The sequence below is a fragment of the Asticcacaulis sp. P2_B1 genome (assembly GCF_056404915.1).
This window is the reverse complement of the sequence record NZ_JBFUDD010000007.1, coordinates 52,356-68,332: the sequence shown is the minus strand read 5'-3', so window position 1 is coordinate 68,332 and position 15,977 is coordinate 52,356. Positions and strand designations below refer to the sequence as shown.

The window sequence follows — 15,977 nt, the reverse complement described above, 5'->3', positions numbered from 1 at the left end:
ATCCTATAGAAAAGGCCCCTTCTCATAGCAGGAGAAAGGGCCTGGTGTCAGATTACAGTAAGCAGAAGGCACTGCGCGGGCTCTTAGCCCTTGGCTTTGGCCTTGGCGGCCAGATCGTACATGTTCATCTTGATGCCGCCCATCATCTCCATGTCGCCGGCCCGCATGGTGGCCGGGCAGGCGCCGAGATACTTGCCGTCGACCGTGATCTTGGTCGGCTCGCCCATCGGCGGATCATAGCTGGTCTCGATGGTCTGGCGATAGCTGCCGTCGCCCAGTTCCATATGCATCTTGGTGTTGGCGGTCTTGCCGTTGACCTTGCACTGGGTGTTGATGTCGACAACATTGCCGACCCGGGTCGCCGAGGTCGGGGCGCAATCCAGATTGCTGGGATTGCTGCTGCCCATCTGGCTGAACTTCTTGGTCAGGCCCTCATCCAGGCACATTTTCGTCGTCATGCCCGACGTCATGCCCGGCATGTTCATCGTGCTTTGCCACAGGCCGGCCTTCAGGCCCGGGCCGGCATCGACGGCCGCCAAGGGATCGGTCGATGCCGCCGGCGCGTCGGCGGGCGGTGTCGAACCACCGGCGCCACCATCGGCCGGTGCGGGCTTGTTACAGGCCGATAACCCAAGAACAGCCCCCAGGACCACCGAAGTTATGCAAATGTTTAAACTCAATTTTTTCATAATAAAACTCCCCAAAATATACAGGAACAGCCATGGCCATAAATACGCGGCCCGTGGACATTATAACGGGGATATAGTTTGAGCAATATTCAGGAAGAAAATTTCGCCAGCACTGGCCCGACCTTCATATGGACGCCGTCCTGGGTGACGAAGTCACCGGGCTTCATATTGGCCGGACAGTCGCCCAGCCACTTGCCGTCGGTAATGGTGACCAAATCGCCATGCCCCGCAAAGGCTGGCGAATAACGGGTTTCCGCCGTTTGGTGATAGGCGTCGTGGCCGATGATATCGACATGGATATTGCTGGTCAGGGTCGTGTCGTTGACTTCGCAGACACTGTCGATATCGGCGCCGTCATCCTGCTTGCGCACCGTGTGGACCGTGCAGCTCAAACGCGCCATTTCCGGTTTCCCCAGGAAGTCCTGGCCGGTCACGGCCAGGGTCGCGCCTTGTTTGGCGCTGACGCAGATCTTTTGCTTATAGCTCCCGCCCATTTGCGGCAGGCTTTGCGTCAATTGCCACAGGCCGGGCTTTTGGCCCAACCGGCCAATCGCCGCGACTTCGACCGATGAGGCGCTTTCGCTGGCGCTCATACTCGCCATGGCGCTGTCCTGTGACGCCTCGGCTCCGGCAGAGGCTGAGGCCGCCGGCGGTTTCGCCGCTTCATGACGGGATTCGCACCCCGCCAGAACAGACGAGGCCAGAACACACAAGCCCAAGATCGATCCGGCTCCGGTTTTCAGCATGTCGCGTACTCCAGTTTTACGGGATCAAGTCTAACCCACCCACGCATAAAGGGGACATGCTTTCTTGCCACGGTCTAACCCTGCCCAGGATCGTCCGGCAATGTCCAGTCGATCGGGGCATAACCCTTGGAGACCAGGAAATCATTGGTTTTCGAGAACGGCTTGCTGCCGAAAAAGCCGTTATGGGCCGATAGCGGCGACGGGTGCGGCGCCTTCAGCACCAGGTGGCGCGAGGTATCGACAAAGGCCGCCTTCTTCTGGGCATAGGAACCCCACAGGATGAAAACGACGCCGTGCGGTTGCTCGTTGACGGCGCGGATTACGCTATCCGTAAACTGTTCCCAACCCTTGCCCTGGTGCGCTGCGGCCTGACCTTCGACGACGGTGAGCACGCTGTTGAGCAGCAGGACGCCCTGCTTCGCCCAGTATTCGAGAAAGCCGTGCTTCGCCGGTGGAATGCCGAGGTCGGCTTGCATTTCCTTATAGATATTGACCAGGGACGGCGGAATGCGGACGCCTGGCCGGACCGAAAAACACAGGCCGTGGGCCTGACCTGGGCCGTGGTACGGATCCTGGCCCAGGATAACGACGCGAACGTGATCGAGCGGCGTCAGGTCGAGCGCGCGGAAATACTCGCTGCCCTTGGGAAAGATATGCTTGCCGCCGGCGCGTTCCTCGACCAGGAAGCTCTTCAGAACCTGCATGTACGGCTTGTCGAACTCCTGCGACAGCGGGGCTTTCCAGCTATCGTCCAGCTTGATATCGGTCATGTCACTCATCCCGGGTTTGCCGGTATGGGCCGATGAGTCATAACCTGAGTCAAGTCTTGGTGCAGGTGCCCGTGACCACGGCATCGACATGGATCGACGTGTCCTGGCCGGCCGCCGAAGCAGCAATATCCCCCGAGAACGATTGTCCGTCCGGCGCCAGGGTGACCGAACCCGTGCCCTTGACGGCGTCGCAATCGGTCGTCCACGAGGTGGTGTTGCCGTTGGCGCTGAAGGTCTGGTTCTCGCATTGCGGCCCGGTAATGGCCACCGGCGGCGTTTTGAGCTCGTCGGGGCTCAGGCACAGACTGGTCGTCGTGGTGGCCGGCGCCTGACCCGCAACCGTGGTCATGGAGGTGATCTGCCATAGCTGATCAGGCCCCGGCATAACCGGCGCCGAGGTCGTGGTGTCGTCGACGGCGCTGGATGAGGTCGAAGATGCAGAGGATTGCGCCGTGGCGGGCGGTGTCGTCTGACTCCATACGATCGGGGCGGCGACAGCCAGGCCTGCACAGGCAATAAGCGCGAATTTCAGGCCATTTTTGGTGTTGGGCATAGGGAGGCTCCTGACAAAAGACGGCCCCCGAACGCTTATTTTACGAGCGTGGCTTGTAAAGACGCGATAGGTTAATGCAGGTCGATGCAGGTGAAACCGATGTATATTGTATCGCGCTTTTAAGCGTGTATTCTGCGCGCCATCACAAGACGGAGATTGCCATGATACGCCCGACCACCCTCACCTGCGCCGCCGCGCTACTGTCGCTTGCCATGGCCGCCCCCGCCCTGGCACAGACGGTAACGCCCCAAGTCACGCCCATGACGACCGATGGCGTCGCCAGCTATGAACCGGTCCGCGCCGATGCCGACTACACCAAGCAGGTCGTGATGGTCCCGATGCGCGACGGCGTGAAGCTCTACACCGTCATCGTCATGAAGAAGGGCACGCAGAACGGCCCGATCCTGCTCAGCCGCACGCCCTACGACGCCAAGGGCTCGGCCAAACGCACCGCCAGCCAGTCGATCACCGAGATCCTGCCGGCCATGGATGCCGATTTCGTCAATGACGGCTATATTCGCGTCTATCAGGACATCCGCGGTCTCCACAATTCCGAAGGCGACTTCGTCATGAATCGCCCGATCGTCGGGCCGCTCAACAATACCGGTATCGATGAAGCGACCGACGCCTATGACACGATCGACTGGCTGGTCAAAAACGTCAAAGAAAGCAACGGCAAGGTCGGCATCGTCGGCTCCAGCTACTTGGGCTTCACCTCCCTGATGGCCGAGATCAATCCGCATCCGGCGCTCAAGGCCGCCGCGCCACAAAGCCCGATGGTCGATGGCTGGATGGGCGACGACTGGTTCCACAATGGCGCCTTCCGCAACCCGAATGTCGGCTATGCCGTCGGCCAAAGCACGGCCAAAGCCGAGGGTGCCGGACCGGCCATGGGGGTCGGCGACGACTATACGCGCTATCTCGAAGCCGGCTCGACCGGGGACTATATCCGTAAGTGGGGCTTCGAAAACTATCCCTTCATCCAAAAATTGATGCAAAACCCGGCCTATACGTCCTTCTGGTCGGAACAGGCGGTCGACAAATGGATGGGCGCCCGCCCGCTCACCGTCCCGACCATGTTGATCGTGGGACAATGGGACCAGGAAGACAGCTATGGCGCGCCGGCCGTCTATAAGGCGATCGAGCCGAAGGACAAGAAGAACGATATGGTCAGCCTGGTCATCGGGCCGTGGCGCCATTCCGGCGTCAACCACTATGGCTACAGCCTGGGCGACCTGACCTTCACCGGCGATACGGCCGAAGAGTTCCGCGCCGACTATCTGAAGCCGTTCTTCGATCACTATCTGAAGGGCGCGCCCGATCCCCATACGCCGCCGGTCCTGACCTATGCAACGGGCGTGAATAAGTGGGATATCTCGCAAAAATGGCCGATGGGAACGCTGACGCCGCTCTATCTCGGCGACAAGTTCACCGCCAGTTTCACGAAACCCGCCAGCGATGGCCATGACGACTATGTCTCCGATCCGTCGAAGCCCGTGCCCTTCATCCCGCGGCCGATCGATATGGACGACGGCGCACAATGGAAGCCGTGGCTGGTCCACGATCAGCGCTTCGTCTCCGACCGGCCGGACGTACTGGTCTATTCTACGACGGCTCTCGATAAGCCTGTCCATATCATGGGCGCCCCGCAGGTTGACCTGTTCGCCGCCACGTCGGGCACGGACAGTGACTGGGTGGTGAAGATCATCGATGTCTATCCCAATACCTCCCCGGAGGGCGGCCAAGGCGAAGTGGCCCGGACGACGCCCGGCGAAGAACTGCCGATCGGCATCGAAATCTTCCGTGGCAGGTACGTCCACGGCTTCGCCACACCCGGTCCTTTGACGCCCGGCAAGGTCGAGGAATATAAGTTCGGTCTGCCCAATGTCGACCACGTCTTCCTGCCGGGTCACAAGATCATGATCCAGGTCCAGTCATCGTTATTCCCTCTGTATGACCGTAACCCCCAGACCTATGTCGACAACATTTTCAACGCCAAGCCGGAGGACTATAAGGCGGCGACAGAAAGCGTCTACCATGGCCCCACGGCCGCCAGTTCAGTGCTGCTGCCGATCGTCCAATAGTCCCCTCAGGCAGCGTTATAACGAGCGTTCTCTTCGTCACGTTCCAGGCGCCAGGCCTTTAACAGGGCCACCCGGCGCTTGGGGTAACGATTGCTCAGCGGCGTCCAGCTGAGGATCCGGTCGGCGCGGAGATGACGGAAGGCCTGGCGTAGTTCGCACCAGGCAATGACAATACGGACATGTTCGAAAAAGCCGAGCGCGATGGGCCAGACCACCCGCTCGGTTGTTTCGTTTTTGGCGTCGACATAACGGACATCGACCCGGCATTCCGAGCGGATGGCGGCGCGGACCTCGGCGAGGTCGAGGCGGGTTTCCGGCGACTGCCAGCTGGGCGCCACTAAAAGTCCACTGGTTTCGATCTCGTCGGCCAGGTCCTTGGGCAGGACGGCGACGATCTTGGTCAGGGCGTTTTGTGCCGCTGCGCCCAAACGGGCATCCCCCCGATCCGCCACCCACCGCGTGCCGAGCACCAGGGCTTCGAGCTCCTCCTGGGACAGCATCAGGGGCGGCAGCATGTAGCCGGGGCGCAGGACATAGCCCACGCCCGGCTCGCCCTCTATGTGGGCGCCCTGGGACTGCAGGGCGGCAATGTCGCGGTATAGGGTGCGCAGCGAAATCTCTAGCTCACGCGCCAGTTCGGCGCCGGCGACCGGATAACGGTGGCGGCGCAGGAGTTGTAGCAGATCGAGAAGACGGGTGGCACGCGACATGGTTTGAGCCTCCGTTAGGGGTGGCGAACAGCTATCAATGTCTGATGCCAGTTTTTGTCAGCATATAGCCGAAAGGCGCGGGCTGAGGCAAGACTTGACTCTGTTAACCAATCAGTACATACTGGTCGGTATGGCTATTTCTTTTGTAAAAACAAAGGATACACGACGCCGCAACCCGTTTGCGACTCGCGAAAAATTGCTGTCGGCCGCCTATGAGGAAATCTATCGGTCCGGATTTCAAGGCGCGGATCTCAGCGCCATCATCGCCCGGTCGGGTGTGACCAAGGGCGCCCTCTACCACCATTTCGACAACAAGGATGCGTTGGGACATGCGGTGATCGACGAGGTCGTGGCGACCATGATCCGCGATCAGTGGCTGAAACCGTTGGAGCAGACGGACAATGTCGTCGATACTCTGATCGTGACAGTCAAGGCCGTACCACTAACGCCGGAAAATGTAGCTGGCGGCTGTCCGCTCAACAATCTGGCCCAGGAAATGTCGCCGCTGGACGAAGCTTTCCGGAAACGGTTGGCCGCCATTTTCAAGGGCTGGATCGTCGGCTTGGGCGAAGCTCTGCACGCCGGCCAGACGAAAGGGACGGTGCGCAAGGGTGTAAATCCGTTCGAAGTCGCCTCGCAAATCGTCGCCATGTATGAAGGCTATGTCTCGTTGGCCAAGAATGCCCAGGATGCCGAATTCCTGGCGCTCGGTATCGATCAGATGACGCGTTTCCTCGACAGTTTGCGGCCAGCCCAGGATGTTCAGCGCGACCGCATAAGCTTTAAATAATCAAGTATTGATCACCCATGAAAGCCGTACGCAATAAGCTACTCTTATGGCAATCGGCTCGCATGGTTAATCGCCAAAATCATCAAAATCAACATTGATACGCCTTCAGCTGCCGCCGTGAAACGGCAAGGCGAAGACCTGGGTCCAGTAGGCCTTGTAGGCGTGGGGGACGCCGTCGACCGGGATATTATCGTCCTGGACGGCGACGGCGATGCCGGTATCGCGAAAGGCGCAGGTCAGGATATTGGCGCGGTGGCCAGGGCTGTTCATCCAGCTCGCGACAGCGTCTTCGGGTGTGTCGGTATTGACCTCGATATTTTCACCAATCATCTGATAGACATAGCCCGTGTCCTTGACGCGGCTGCCGGGTGTGGCGCCGTCCGGGTCGTTATGACTGAAGAAATGTTTGGTCACCATGTCACGGCTTTCGCGTTCGGCCGCCTGGGACAGCTTGGCGTCGACCTGGAGCGGTCCGCAGCCCTGTTTGGCGCGCTCAGCATTGATCAGGGCCAGAACCTTCTCCGTCACGGCCGCCTGATCCGGTACAGCCGGCGCCGCAAGTACCTGTGTCCAATAGTATTTGTACATGGAGGGGACGCCGGGAACGGCGACGCCGTCATCCTGCAACACGACAGCGATTCCGGTATCCGTATAGGCACAGTTGAACAGATTGTCGCGATGCTTCGGCGCGTTCAGCGAAGCTTCCACCATCGCCAGGGGGTAGCGCGTATTCACCTGGATATTCTCGGCGACAATGGCAAAGCTATATCCCGCAGCCTTAACGCGGCTCTCGGGCGTGGCGCCGTCCGGCGAAACATGGCCGGCGAAATGCTCGCGCGCCATGGCTTCGCTTTGTCTCTGCGCCGCGGCGAACAGCCTGTCGTCCATTTGAAGCGGGGCGCATCCGTGTTGAGATCGCTGTATATTGATGATGTCGAGTACCTGGCTGGCCAAGACGGCCTCCGACAAGGTTCTGACATCCGAAGGGCCGGCGTGAGCCGCACAGGTCACCAGGATACCGGCGAAGTTCGCCAGTCCAATCCCCATTTTACGCATACTCTACTATCCCCTGCGCCGCTTAACTGCGTCGCTTTTGAGGATGCGCTATAAAATATTAAGAGGTAACCAAAAGATGACCTTACTTTGGCATTAACCGTCTTAATGCTTGATCGGAATTTAACTTTTTAATCTTGTGCCCTGATGGTTCCCTTATGTTTTACGCTCAGGCGCCGCGGCGGATGCGTTCCATCATGTAGGAGAAGTCCTGCATGGCATGGCCCTGGGCGCACAAGGCGTCGTAGAGGGCGTGGGCTTTGGCGCCCAGGGGCGTATCGGCCGAAGCCTGAGCGGCTGCCTGCATGGCCAGCGTCAGGTCTTTCAACATCAGGCCGGCGGCGAAGCCCGGCTGATAGTCGCGATTGGCCGGCGACGATGGCACCGGACCAGGGACCGGGCAATAGCTGGTCATTGACCAATTCTGACCCGAGGCTTTCGAGGCGATATCGAAGAAGGTCTGGTCTTTCAGCCCCAATTTCTCAGCTAAAGCAAAGGCTTCACAGGTGCCGATCATGGTAATGGCCAGCAGCATATTGTTGCAAATCTTGGCCGCCTGCCCTGCCCCGGCGGCGCCGGCATGGATGACGGCCTTGCCCATATGGCTCAAGATCGGCTCGGCGCGGCCAAAGGCCTCGTCCGAACCGCCGCACATAAAGGTCAGGGTTCCCCCTTGTGCACCGGCTACACCGCCGGAAACGGGCGCGTCGACCATGGCGAAACCAGCTGCCGCGGCCTGGGCATTGACCTTGCGCGCGGTTTCGACATCGATGGTCGACGCATCGATCAGGAGCGCCGACTTCGGAGCGTGTTGGAAGACGTCGGCGTAGACGCTGAGAACGTGCTGGCCGGCGGGTAACATAGTCACCACCGCCTCGGCGCCGGTACAGGCATCGACCAGGGAGGCGGCCGCGGTGGCGCCGTCCTTGACGGCCTGGACAACCGCGTCAGTACTCAAGTCAAACGCCCGAACATCGTGCCCGGCCTTGGCCAGATTGGCGGCCATACCCGAGCCCATATGGCCGAGTCCGGTAAAGGCGATTTTCATGACCGCAAAGCTCCGTTATAACGTAAGTTCCATCGACGAAAACATGGGTTCGACCATGGCCGGCGTGACGCCCGATAGCGAGGCCGGGTTCCAGCGCGGCGCATTGTCCTTGTCTTCGATCACCGCGCGCACACCTTCGGAAAAGTCGTTGGTGCGGATGATGTGACAGGCGATGGCATATTCCATACGCATGATGTCTTCGAAACTGGTCATCCTGGCGCCGCGACGCAATTGCTCCAGCGACACGCTCAAGGACAGGGGCGAGCGCTTGGCGAGGATGTCAGCCTGCTCGGTCGCCCAATCGTCGTCGGCCATTTTCAGCGCCAGGCAGATCCCGGTCATGTCGGATTTGGCGAAACAGCGGTTCATGACCTCGATATGGTCGGCATAGGACGGCGCCCCCGCGGGTTCCGACATCTCGGCCAGGACAGGGTCCAGGTTTTCGCCGCCCAGGACGCGCTCTTTCAACTCCGTGATTCGCGCGGATGGAACGAAATGCGTCGCCAGGCCGGCCGCCAAGACGTCCTTGCCCTTCAGACGCGCGCCGGTCAGGGCCAGCCACGTGCCAATTTCGCCGGCCAGGCGCGGCAGGAACCACGAGCCGCCGACATCGGGGAACAGGCCGATGCCCGTTTCCGGCATGGCGAACAAGGTGTGTTCGGTCGCGATGCGGTGCGAGCCATGAATTGAGATGCCGACACCACCGCCCATGGTGACGCCATCGAGAATGGCGAGATAAGGTTTGGGGAAACGTTTGATCTGGACGTTCAGCCTGTATTCGACGGCGAAAAATTCTTCGCCGGCCTTGCCGTCGCCGCGGCCACTTTCAGCGACCATGCGGATATCGCCACCGGCGCAGAAACCGCGCGAACCTTCGGCGTGGTCGAGCATCAGCATCTCAACCGCGGGGGCCGTGGCCCAAGCCGCCAGCGCCTTGCTCATCTCGGCGCACATTTCAGTGGTCAAGGCATGCAGAGCTTTCGGACGGTTGAGCGTGATGCGGCCGACACCGTTTTCGACACGGATGATAACTGGCGGTTCCATTTATTGCGCCTTCAGCATGTCGCGCGCGATGATAACGCGCATGATTTCGTTGGTGCCTTCGAGGATTTGGTGAACGCGCAAGTCGCGGACGATGCGTTCGACGCCGTAATCGTGGAGGTAGCCATAACCGCCGTGGATTTGCAGGGCATCATTGGCGATTTTTGAACAGGTATCGGTGACGAAACGCTTGGCCATGGCGCACCAGCGCGTCGCGCCGGGGTCGCCGGCATCAAGGCGTGCGGCGGCTTCGTAGAGCAAGGTGCGCGCAGCCTGGAGCTCTGTTTCCATATCGGCCAGCTTGAACTGGGTCGCCTGGAATTCATTGAGATGCTTGCCGAACTGGCTGCGTTCGGCCGCATAGGCCATGGCGCGGTCGAGCGCGTCTTGCGCCCCGCCCAGACTGCAGGCGGCGATATTAAGGCGGCCGCCATCGAGGCCCTTCATGGCGAAGCGGAATCCCTCGCCCGAGCCGCCGATGCGGTTGCCCGCGGGGATCCGGACATTGTCGAAGGTGACCATGCGCGTCGGTTGGGCGTTCCAGCCCATCTTCTTTTCATTGGCGCCAAATGACAGGCCAGCGGTATCTTTCGGCACGACGAAGGCCGAAACCTTGTCGCCGTCCTTCGCCATGACGACATAGATGTCGGAGACACCGGCGCCGGAAATGAACTGTTTGGAACCGTTCAGGACGTAGTCGTCTCCGTCCTTCACCGCGCGCGTCTTCATGGCGGCGGCGTCGGAGCCGGAACCGGGCTCCGTCAGGCAGTAGCTGGCGATATGATCCATGCCGACCAGGGCCGGTACCTGTTCGGCGCGCAACGCGTCAGAGCTAAACGTGTCGATCATCCAGGTGCACATATTATGGATCGACAAAAAGGCCGCCGTGGCGATACAGCCGCGCGACAACTGCTCGAAAATCACCACCGCATCGAGACGCGACAGGCCGGAACCGCCGTGCTCTTCCTTCGTGTAGATGGCAGCGAAGCCGAGACCGGCCGCTTCGCGCATGACATCGACTGGGAAGTGCTTGGTTTCGTCCCACAGGCCGGCATGGGGGCGCAGCTTGTCATAGGCGAAGCGCTGGGCCGCTTCCTGGATCATCAACTGGTCTTCGCTCAGCATGTCGTGTCCTATCGGTCGGTGAATTGGGCCGGGCGCTTTTCGCTGAAGGCAGCCATGCCCTCTTTTTGGTCGGCGGTGGCGAACAGCGACATGAACAGGCGGCGCTCAAAACGCACGCCTTCGGTAGTCGGCAGTTCGAGCGCTCGGCTGACCATTTCCTTGGCCGCCAGGATCGACGGCAGGCCATAGCCGGCAATGGTTTCCGCCGCTTCCATGGCGACCGTCATCAGGTCGTCATTCGGAACGACGCGGCTCAGCAAACCCATGCGGTCGGCCTCGGTGGCGTCGATCATGCGTCCGGTCAGAATCAGGTCCATGGCACGCGCCTTGCCGATCGCCTTGGTCAGGCGGATCGAACCGCCCATGCCGGGGGTGACGCCAAGCTTGATTTCCGGCTGGCCGAATTTGGCCTTGTCCGAGGCGATGATCAGGTCGCACATCATGGCCAGTTCGCAACCACCGCCAAGGGCAAAACCGTTGACCGCGGCGATGACGGGCTTGCGTGCGGCGGCGAAGCGGTCCCAGCCAGCGAACCAGTCGTCGAGGTACATGTCGGAAACGGATTTATCGGCCATTTCCTTGATGTCGGCGCCGGCGGCAAAGGCCCTGCCCGCCCCGGTCAAGACGGCGACGGCGATAGACGCGTTACGGTCGATATCGTCGATCAGGACCGACAGTTCGGTCATCACCTGGGCATTCAGGGCATTGAGGCTATCGGGACGATTCAAGGTCATCACCGCGACCCGGCCGCGCTGTTCGAAGGTAAGGGTTTCCATGGAGGACAATCCCTACTGCATGGTCGGGATGATGAATGCCTGATCGCCGATATCACCGTCGGGCCAGCGCTGGGTCACCGTCTTGACCTTGGTGTAGAAGCGCACGCCGTCGGTGCCGTATTGGTTCAAATCGCCGAAAGCCGAGCGCTTCCAGCCGCCGAAGCTATGATAGGCGACCGGCACGGGGATCGGCACATTGATACCTACCATGCCGACATTGACCTTGGCGGCGAATTCGCGCGCGGCCAGGCCGTTGCGGGTAAAGATGGCGACGCCGTTGCCGTAGGCGTGATGCGAGGCGAGCGCCGCGCCTTCTTCGAGGGTGTCGGCGCGCACGACCTGAAGCACCGGTCCGAATATTTCTTCCTGATAGGTGCGCATGGCGGGTTTGACGTGGTCGAACAGGGTCGGGCCGACGAAAAAGCCGTCTTCGTGGCCTTGCAGCTTCAAGCCGCGGCCGTCGAGCAGGAGTTGCGCGCCTTCGTCGATGCCCATCTGGATATAGGCCTCTACCTTGGCCTTGTGCGTGGCGGAAACCACCGGGCCGTAATGGGCGTCTTTGTCGGTCGATACCCCGACCTTCAGGTTGCGGGCGGCGTCGATCATACGGTTGACGAAGTCGTCGGCGGTCTTGGCGCCGACCGGCACAGCGACGGGCAAGGCCATACAGCGTTCGCCGGCCGAGCCGTAGGCGGCGCCGACAATATCCTTCACCACCTGGTCGAGATCGGCGTCGGGCATGATGATGCCGTGGTTTTTGGCGCCGCCCATGGCCTGGATGCGTTTGCCGTGCGAGGTGCCGAGGCTATAGACGTATTGCGCGATATCGGACGAGCCGACGAAGGACACGGCGCGGATATCGGGGTGGGTCAGTAGCGCGTCGACCGCCACCTTGTCGCCATGCACGACTTGCAGCACGCCTTCGGGCAGGCCGGCTTCGAGCAGCAGTTCGCCGAGCCGCACCGGCACGGACGGGTCTTTTTCGGAGGGTTTCAGGATAAAGGCATTGCCGCAGGCCAGGGCCACGGCCGACATCCACATGGGGATCATGGCCGGGAAGTTGAACGGCGTGATGCCGGCAACGACGCCCAAAGGTTGACGCGTCGAATAGACGTCGATGCCGGGGCCGGCGCCTTCGGTATAGTCGCCTTTCAGCAGGTGGGGGATGCCGCAGGCGAATTCGACGACCTCGAGGCCGCGCATAATGTCGCCCTTGGAATCGGCGATGACCTTGCCGTGTTCGGACGATAACAGGTGGGCCAGCTCGTCCATATGCTTTTCAAGCAGGCCCTTGAAGGCGAACATGACGCGGGCGCGGCGTTGCGGGTTCATGGCCGCCCAGCCGATGTGCGCCTTGACCGCCTTCTGCACAGCGTCGTCGACCTCGGAGGCCGAGGCCAGGCAGACCCGCGCCTGGACCTTGCCGGTATTGGGGTCGAAGACGTCGCTATAGCGGCCGGATTGGCCCGGCACGGATTTGCCGTTGATGAAATGGGAAATCTCGCGCATCGGGCTTCTTTCTATGTGGCTCTGTTTAGAGATAGGCGGAACATCAAAGGAAGAAAGAACCCCACACCCGGCGGGGGCGCCGAGCTAGGCTGAAGCCTGCCACGGCACCGGCTGCCCGGCCTCTCCCCTCAAGTGGAGGGGCGAGGGGATAGGTGGAGCGTTTCTCACTAACCCATGACGTTCGGTTTTACGCGACTTCGGTCTGGCGAATCTTGGCTGACCGGGCGGCGGCGATCTTAGCGCGCGCCATCGAATCGGCAACCTCATTGGTAAGCACTTTTTCGCGTTCGGACTGAGCGAAGATGACATCGAGGCGTGGGCCGATCGCTGCGATCTGGGCAGCGATGGCGACAGCGTCGTTCTTGCCGGAGAATTCACCAGCCACGGCAATGATGCCGCCGGCATTGATGACATAGTCGGGAGCGTAGAGAATGCCGCGGCGGCCGAGGATCTTTCCGGCTTCGGGCGTGGCCAACTGGTTGTTGGCGGCGCCGGCGACGATTTGCGCATTCAGCTTGGTGGCGACGTCTTCGGTGATGGCGGCGCCCAAGGCACAGGGGGCCACGACATCGACGTTCTGAAGGAGGATATCGTCGACCGAGACACCGACGGCGCCGAAACGCATCTGGGCTTCGGAAACGCGGGCGGGATTGATGTCGGCGACGACGAGATGGGCGCCTAGGTCGAACAGTTCCTGACACAGGTACATGCCGACATGGCCGAGACCCTGGACGGCGACCTTGAGGCCGGCGATGTCGCTACGACCGAGCTTGGCCTTGACGGCGGCTTCGATGCCGATGCGGACGCCACGGGCAGTGAACGGCGACGGATCGCCGCCGGCCTTGCCTTCGACGGCAGCCAAACCACCGACATAGCCGGTGGTGCGCGAAACGATCATCATGTCGGAGACGCTGACGCCGACGTCTTCGGCGGTCATGTATTGACCGTCCAGGCTGTCGACCGCGCGGCCGAAGGCCAGCATGACGACTTCACGCTTTTCCGGCGCGACGGGCCCGAGGATGACGGCCTTGCCGCCCCCCATGGGCAGGTCGGCCATGGCGTTCTTGTAGCTCATGCCGCGCGACAGGCGCAGGGCGTCGGAAAGGGCATGGACGCCGGTGTCATAGGTCCACAGGCGGCAACCGCCGGCCGCGGCACCGAGCGCCGTCGAGTGGATGGCGATGATGGCTTTCAGGCCGCTTTCGGCGTCCTCCACCATCAGTACTTTTTCGTGGCCGTCATAGTCGGGATGATCAAACATGGTACGCGTGTCCTTTAGGCGAATGGGTGTGGCATTATCTGGAAAGTTGCGGCAGTCGGCACATGTGGCGCGTCCACGAAAATCCCTGCAGCATTATTGTTTCCAGTGATAATATCCTGTACGGGCAGAAAGTGCTTCTAAACTGGCCCGTGAAACGACGTTTTATCGGATAGATTTTCCGCTGAGGCGCATGAGGTCGGATAATAGTTCTATTGCAGTGCGGGATGAAACCATGGCGAAACGGCAGCCGGAACATGCGTTGGACGATGTCGACAGGAAGATCCTGCGACTGCTGCGCGAGGACGGTCACCTGACGACCCAGGAGGTCGCCGATCGCGTCGGATTATCGCAAACCCCGTGCTGGACGCGGATACGGCGGTTGGAAGAGTCGGGGGTGATAACCGGCTATGTCGCCCTGCTGTCGCCCGAGCTGATCGGCAAGCCTTTATCGGTCATGGTCGAATTGACCCTGGAGCAGCATGACGACGAAAAGATCGAGACCTTCTCACGCTATATCATGCAACTGCCGGAAGTGACCGATGCCTATCTGACGACCGGGGAATATGACTATGTCATCATCGCCGCGGTCGAGGACACGGAAGGCTATGAGGCCTTCCTGCGCAAGAAGCTGATGAAATTTCCAGGGATAAGGCATACGCGGTCGACATTTTGCCTCAGGCGGTTGAAGCGGGATCCATCTCCGAGCTTGTGAGTTTGTGGCGAAATGAGGGGCGGTGCGTGGACAGATCGAAGGACCGTCCCGTTAAACGAGGCGCCACATGAACGATTTTGCGTTCGGGGCGATTTCCCGATCGATCGACCACCCGGCGTCACGCATTAACGCCGTGATTTCGGCCTTCGAATAATTGTTAACCCACGCATGGGCTCGACGGTCCGACAATGCCTTGGTCCCCTCGACCGGATTGTAGGTGGTCACCATCACACGATATTGCTTGCGGGTTTCCGCCAACAGTTTTCGAACATCATAAATATATTCCAGTACGCCCAGCATGACGGCTCCGTCCGTATTCGTGTTGGGCAAATTGCAGACATTGAGGTCGACAACGATCGTTCGATCGTCTCTTCGCGCCACGTCAAGCGGCACATACACGACGCCGGAAGGCAGCAGGCGTTCGACATCCATGTGGGCCGCGCCGATGTCGGTGACAGACGTGACCTCCCCCAGCAGCGATACCGCAATGCCCGCCCTTTCAGTCCACCTCTCAAGGACCGCTTCGCCGTCCGCAACGTCGACGCTCTTCGTCCAGCGTTCGACAAGGGTTTGCCGCTTGGCGATGGCCTCATCGGCAAGGCGTATCCGCTCCTCCTTGCTGAGCGTGTAAAACCACGATGATTTCGGCATGGGCGCCCCTCCTCCCCTTGAACAATAAAATAATCGACAGACGCCAACAAGCCTGGCTCCATGTCAGGTCGCGAAGCTTGTCTTATTCCGTCCCGACGGTCTCCAGGGCCAAGGCATGCAGAGGGCCGCTCAGCAGATCGGCCAGGGCCTTGTTGACCAACTGGTGCTGGCGGACGCGCGGCAGACCGTTGAAGGCCGCCGACACGATGCGCGCCTTATAGTGATCGCCGTCGCCGGCCAGATCGGTGATGATGATCTCGGCGCCGGGAAAAGCCGCTTCGATACGGGCTTGCAGATCGCTTTGCGCTATGGCCATGGCCGTCTCCCTTTGGCAAATTCGCCGTAACTCTAGCAGGTCTTGGGCTTTAGCCAGTTTTGGCTGGCTTGAACAGGGAAAACGTCAGGTCACGCCGCATCGAATTTGAAGATTATGTAGCAACATCACTACAATGTGACACT

Annotated in this window: 17 protein-coding genes; 3 read left to right on the top strand and 14 right to left on the bottom strand. The window is 60.6% G+C overall.

The annotated features are described in order from the left end of the window. Positions 1-83 precede the first annotated feature (83 nt). The 4 genes from AC1DX3_RS15840 to AC1DX3_RS15825 all read right to left on the bottom strand — a co-directional run bounded on the left by AC1DX3_RS15840 (position 84) and on the right by AC1DX3_RS15825 (position 2,758). On the bottom strand, positions 84-689 hold the full coding sequence (locus AC1DX3_RS15840) for a DUF3617 domain-containing protein (RefSeq protein WP_476990286.1): 606 nt from the start codon (positions 687-689) through the stop codon (positions 84-86). Between the two features lie 89 nt (positions 690-778). Then, entirely contained in the window at positions 779-1,291 is a 513-nt protein-coding gene (locus AC1DX3_RS15835) for a DUF3617 domain-containing protein (RefSeq protein ID WP_476990285.1), read from the bottom strand. Positions 1,292-1,509: 218 nt separating this feature from the next. Beyond that, positions 1,510-2,205: a uracil-DNA glycosylase gene (gene ung, locus AC1DX3_RS15830; RefSeq protein WP_476990284.1), complete on the bottom strand. Its 696-nt coding sequence runs from the start codon at positions 2,203-2,205 to the stop codon at positions 1,510-1,512. Between the two features lie 49 nt (positions 2,206-2,254). Beyond that, a complete protein-coding gene (locus AC1DX3_RS15825; protein WP_476990283.1) occupies positions 2,255-2,758 on the bottom strand; it encodes a DUF3617 domain-containing protein in 504 nt (167 codons plus the stop codon). Positions 2,759-2,919: 161 nt separating this feature from the next. Between AC1DX3_RS15825 and AC1DX3_RS15820 the strand changes: the two genes are divergently transcribed. Next, the gene (locus tag AC1DX3_RS15820) at positions 2,920-4,842 is read left to right on the top strand and encodes a CocE/NonD family hydrolase (RefSeq protein WP_476990282.1); all 1,923 of its coding nucleotides are present in this window, start codon (positions 2,920-2,922) and stop codon (positions 4,840-4,842) included. Between the two features lie 5 nt (positions 4,843-4,847). Here AC1DX3_RS15820 and AC1DX3_RS15815 read toward each other — a convergent pair whose 3' ends face one another. After that, positions 4,848-5,552 (bottom strand): helix-turn-helix transcriptional regulator, encoded by a 705-nt coding sequence (locus AC1DX3_RS15815; RefSeq protein ID WP_476990281.1) that lies wholly within the window; start codon positions 5,550-5,552, stop codon positions 4,848-4,850. Positions 5,553-5,646: 94 nt separating this feature from the next. Here AC1DX3_RS15815 and AC1DX3_RS15810 point away from each other — a divergent pair, with 94 nt between their 5' ends. Next, entirely contained in the window at positions 5,647-6,342 is a 696-nt protein-coding gene (locus tag AC1DX3_RS15810; protein ID WP_476990280.1) for a TetR family transcriptional regulator C-terminal domain-containing protein, read from the top strand. Positions 6,343-6,447: 105 nt separating this feature from the next. Here AC1DX3_RS15810 and AC1DX3_RS15805 read toward each other — a convergent pair whose 3' ends face one another. The 7 genes from AC1DX3_RS15805 to AC1DX3_RS15775 form a co-directional block, all read right to left on the bottom strand. Beyond that, positions 6,448-7,398 (bottom strand): CAP domain-containing protein, encoded by a 951-nt coding sequence (locus AC1DX3_RS15805; protein ID WP_476990279.1) that lies wholly within the window; start codon positions 7,396-7,398, stop codon positions 6,448-6,450. Between the two features lie 166 nt (positions 7,399-7,564). Continuing rightward, entirely contained in the window at positions 7,565-8,443 is an 879-nt protein-coding gene (gene mmsB, locus AC1DX3_RS15800) for a 3-hydroxyisobutyrate dehydrogenase (RefSeq protein ID WP_476990278.1), read from the bottom strand. A gap of 15 nt (positions 8,444-8,458) precedes the next feature. Continuing rightward, positions 8,459-9,487 carry an enoyl-CoA hydratase/isomerase family protein gene (locus tag AC1DX3_RS15795; protein WP_476990277.1) on the bottom strand — a complete coding sequence of 343 codons (1,029 nt, stop codon included), beginning with the start codon at positions 9,485-9,487 and terminating at the stop codon, positions 8,459-8,461. Further along, positions 9,488-10,609, bottom strand: a complete 1,122-nt coding sequence (locus AC1DX3_RS15790; RefSeq protein ID WP_476990276.1) for an acyl-CoA dehydrogenase family protein — start codon at positions 10,607-10,609, stop codon at positions 9,488-9,490. A gap of 8 nt (positions 10,610-10,617) precedes the next feature. Further along, positions 10,618-11,385: an enoyl-CoA hydratase-related protein gene (locus tag AC1DX3_RS15785; RefSeq protein WP_476990275.1), complete on the bottom strand. Its 768-nt coding sequence runs from the start codon at positions 11,383-11,385 to the stop codon at positions 10,618-10,620. A 12-nt stretch (positions 11,386-11,397) separates the two neighbouring features. Next, positions 11,398-12,894: a CoA-acylating methylmalonate-semialdehyde dehydrogenase gene (locus AC1DX3_RS15780; RefSeq protein WP_476990274.1), complete on the bottom strand. Its 1,497-nt coding sequence runs from the start codon at positions 12,892-12,894 to the stop codon at positions 11,398-11,400. A 187-nt stretch (positions 12,895-13,081) separates the two neighbouring features. Continuing rightward, positions 13,082-14,155: a Leu/Phe/Val dehydrogenase gene (locus AC1DX3_RS15775; RefSeq protein ID WP_476990273.1), complete on the bottom strand. Its 1,074-nt coding sequence runs from the start codon at positions 14,153-14,155 to the stop codon at positions 13,082-13,084. 232 nt (positions 14,156-14,387) lie between these two features. Between AC1DX3_RS15775 and AC1DX3_RS15770 the strand changes: the two genes are divergently transcribed. Then, positions 14,388-14,867: an Lrp/AsnC family transcriptional regulator gene (locus AC1DX3_RS15770; protein ID WP_476990272.1), complete on the top strand. Its 480-nt coding sequence runs from the start codon at positions 14,388-14,390 to the stop codon at positions 14,865-14,867. Positions 14,868-14,918: 51 nt separating this feature from the next. Here the strand turns inward: AC1DX3_RS15770 and AC1DX3_RS15765 are convergent, their stop codons facing one another. Together AC1DX3_RS15765 and AC1DX3_RS15760 are read right to left on the bottom strand one after the other, a co-directional pair. Next, complete coding sequence (locus AC1DX3_RS15765; RefSeq protein WP_476990271.1) at positions 14,919-15,518, bottom strand: hypothetical protein; 600 nt, start codon at positions 15,516-15,518, stop codon at positions 14,919-14,921. Between the two features lie 82 nt (positions 15,519-15,600). Then, complete coding sequence (locus AC1DX3_RS15760) at positions 15,601-15,834, bottom strand: BolA/IbaG family iron-sulfur metabolism protein (protein WP_476990270.1); 234 nt, start codon at positions 15,832-15,834, stop codon at positions 15,601-15,603. Between the last annotated feature and the right edge of the window lie 143 nt (positions 15,835-15,977).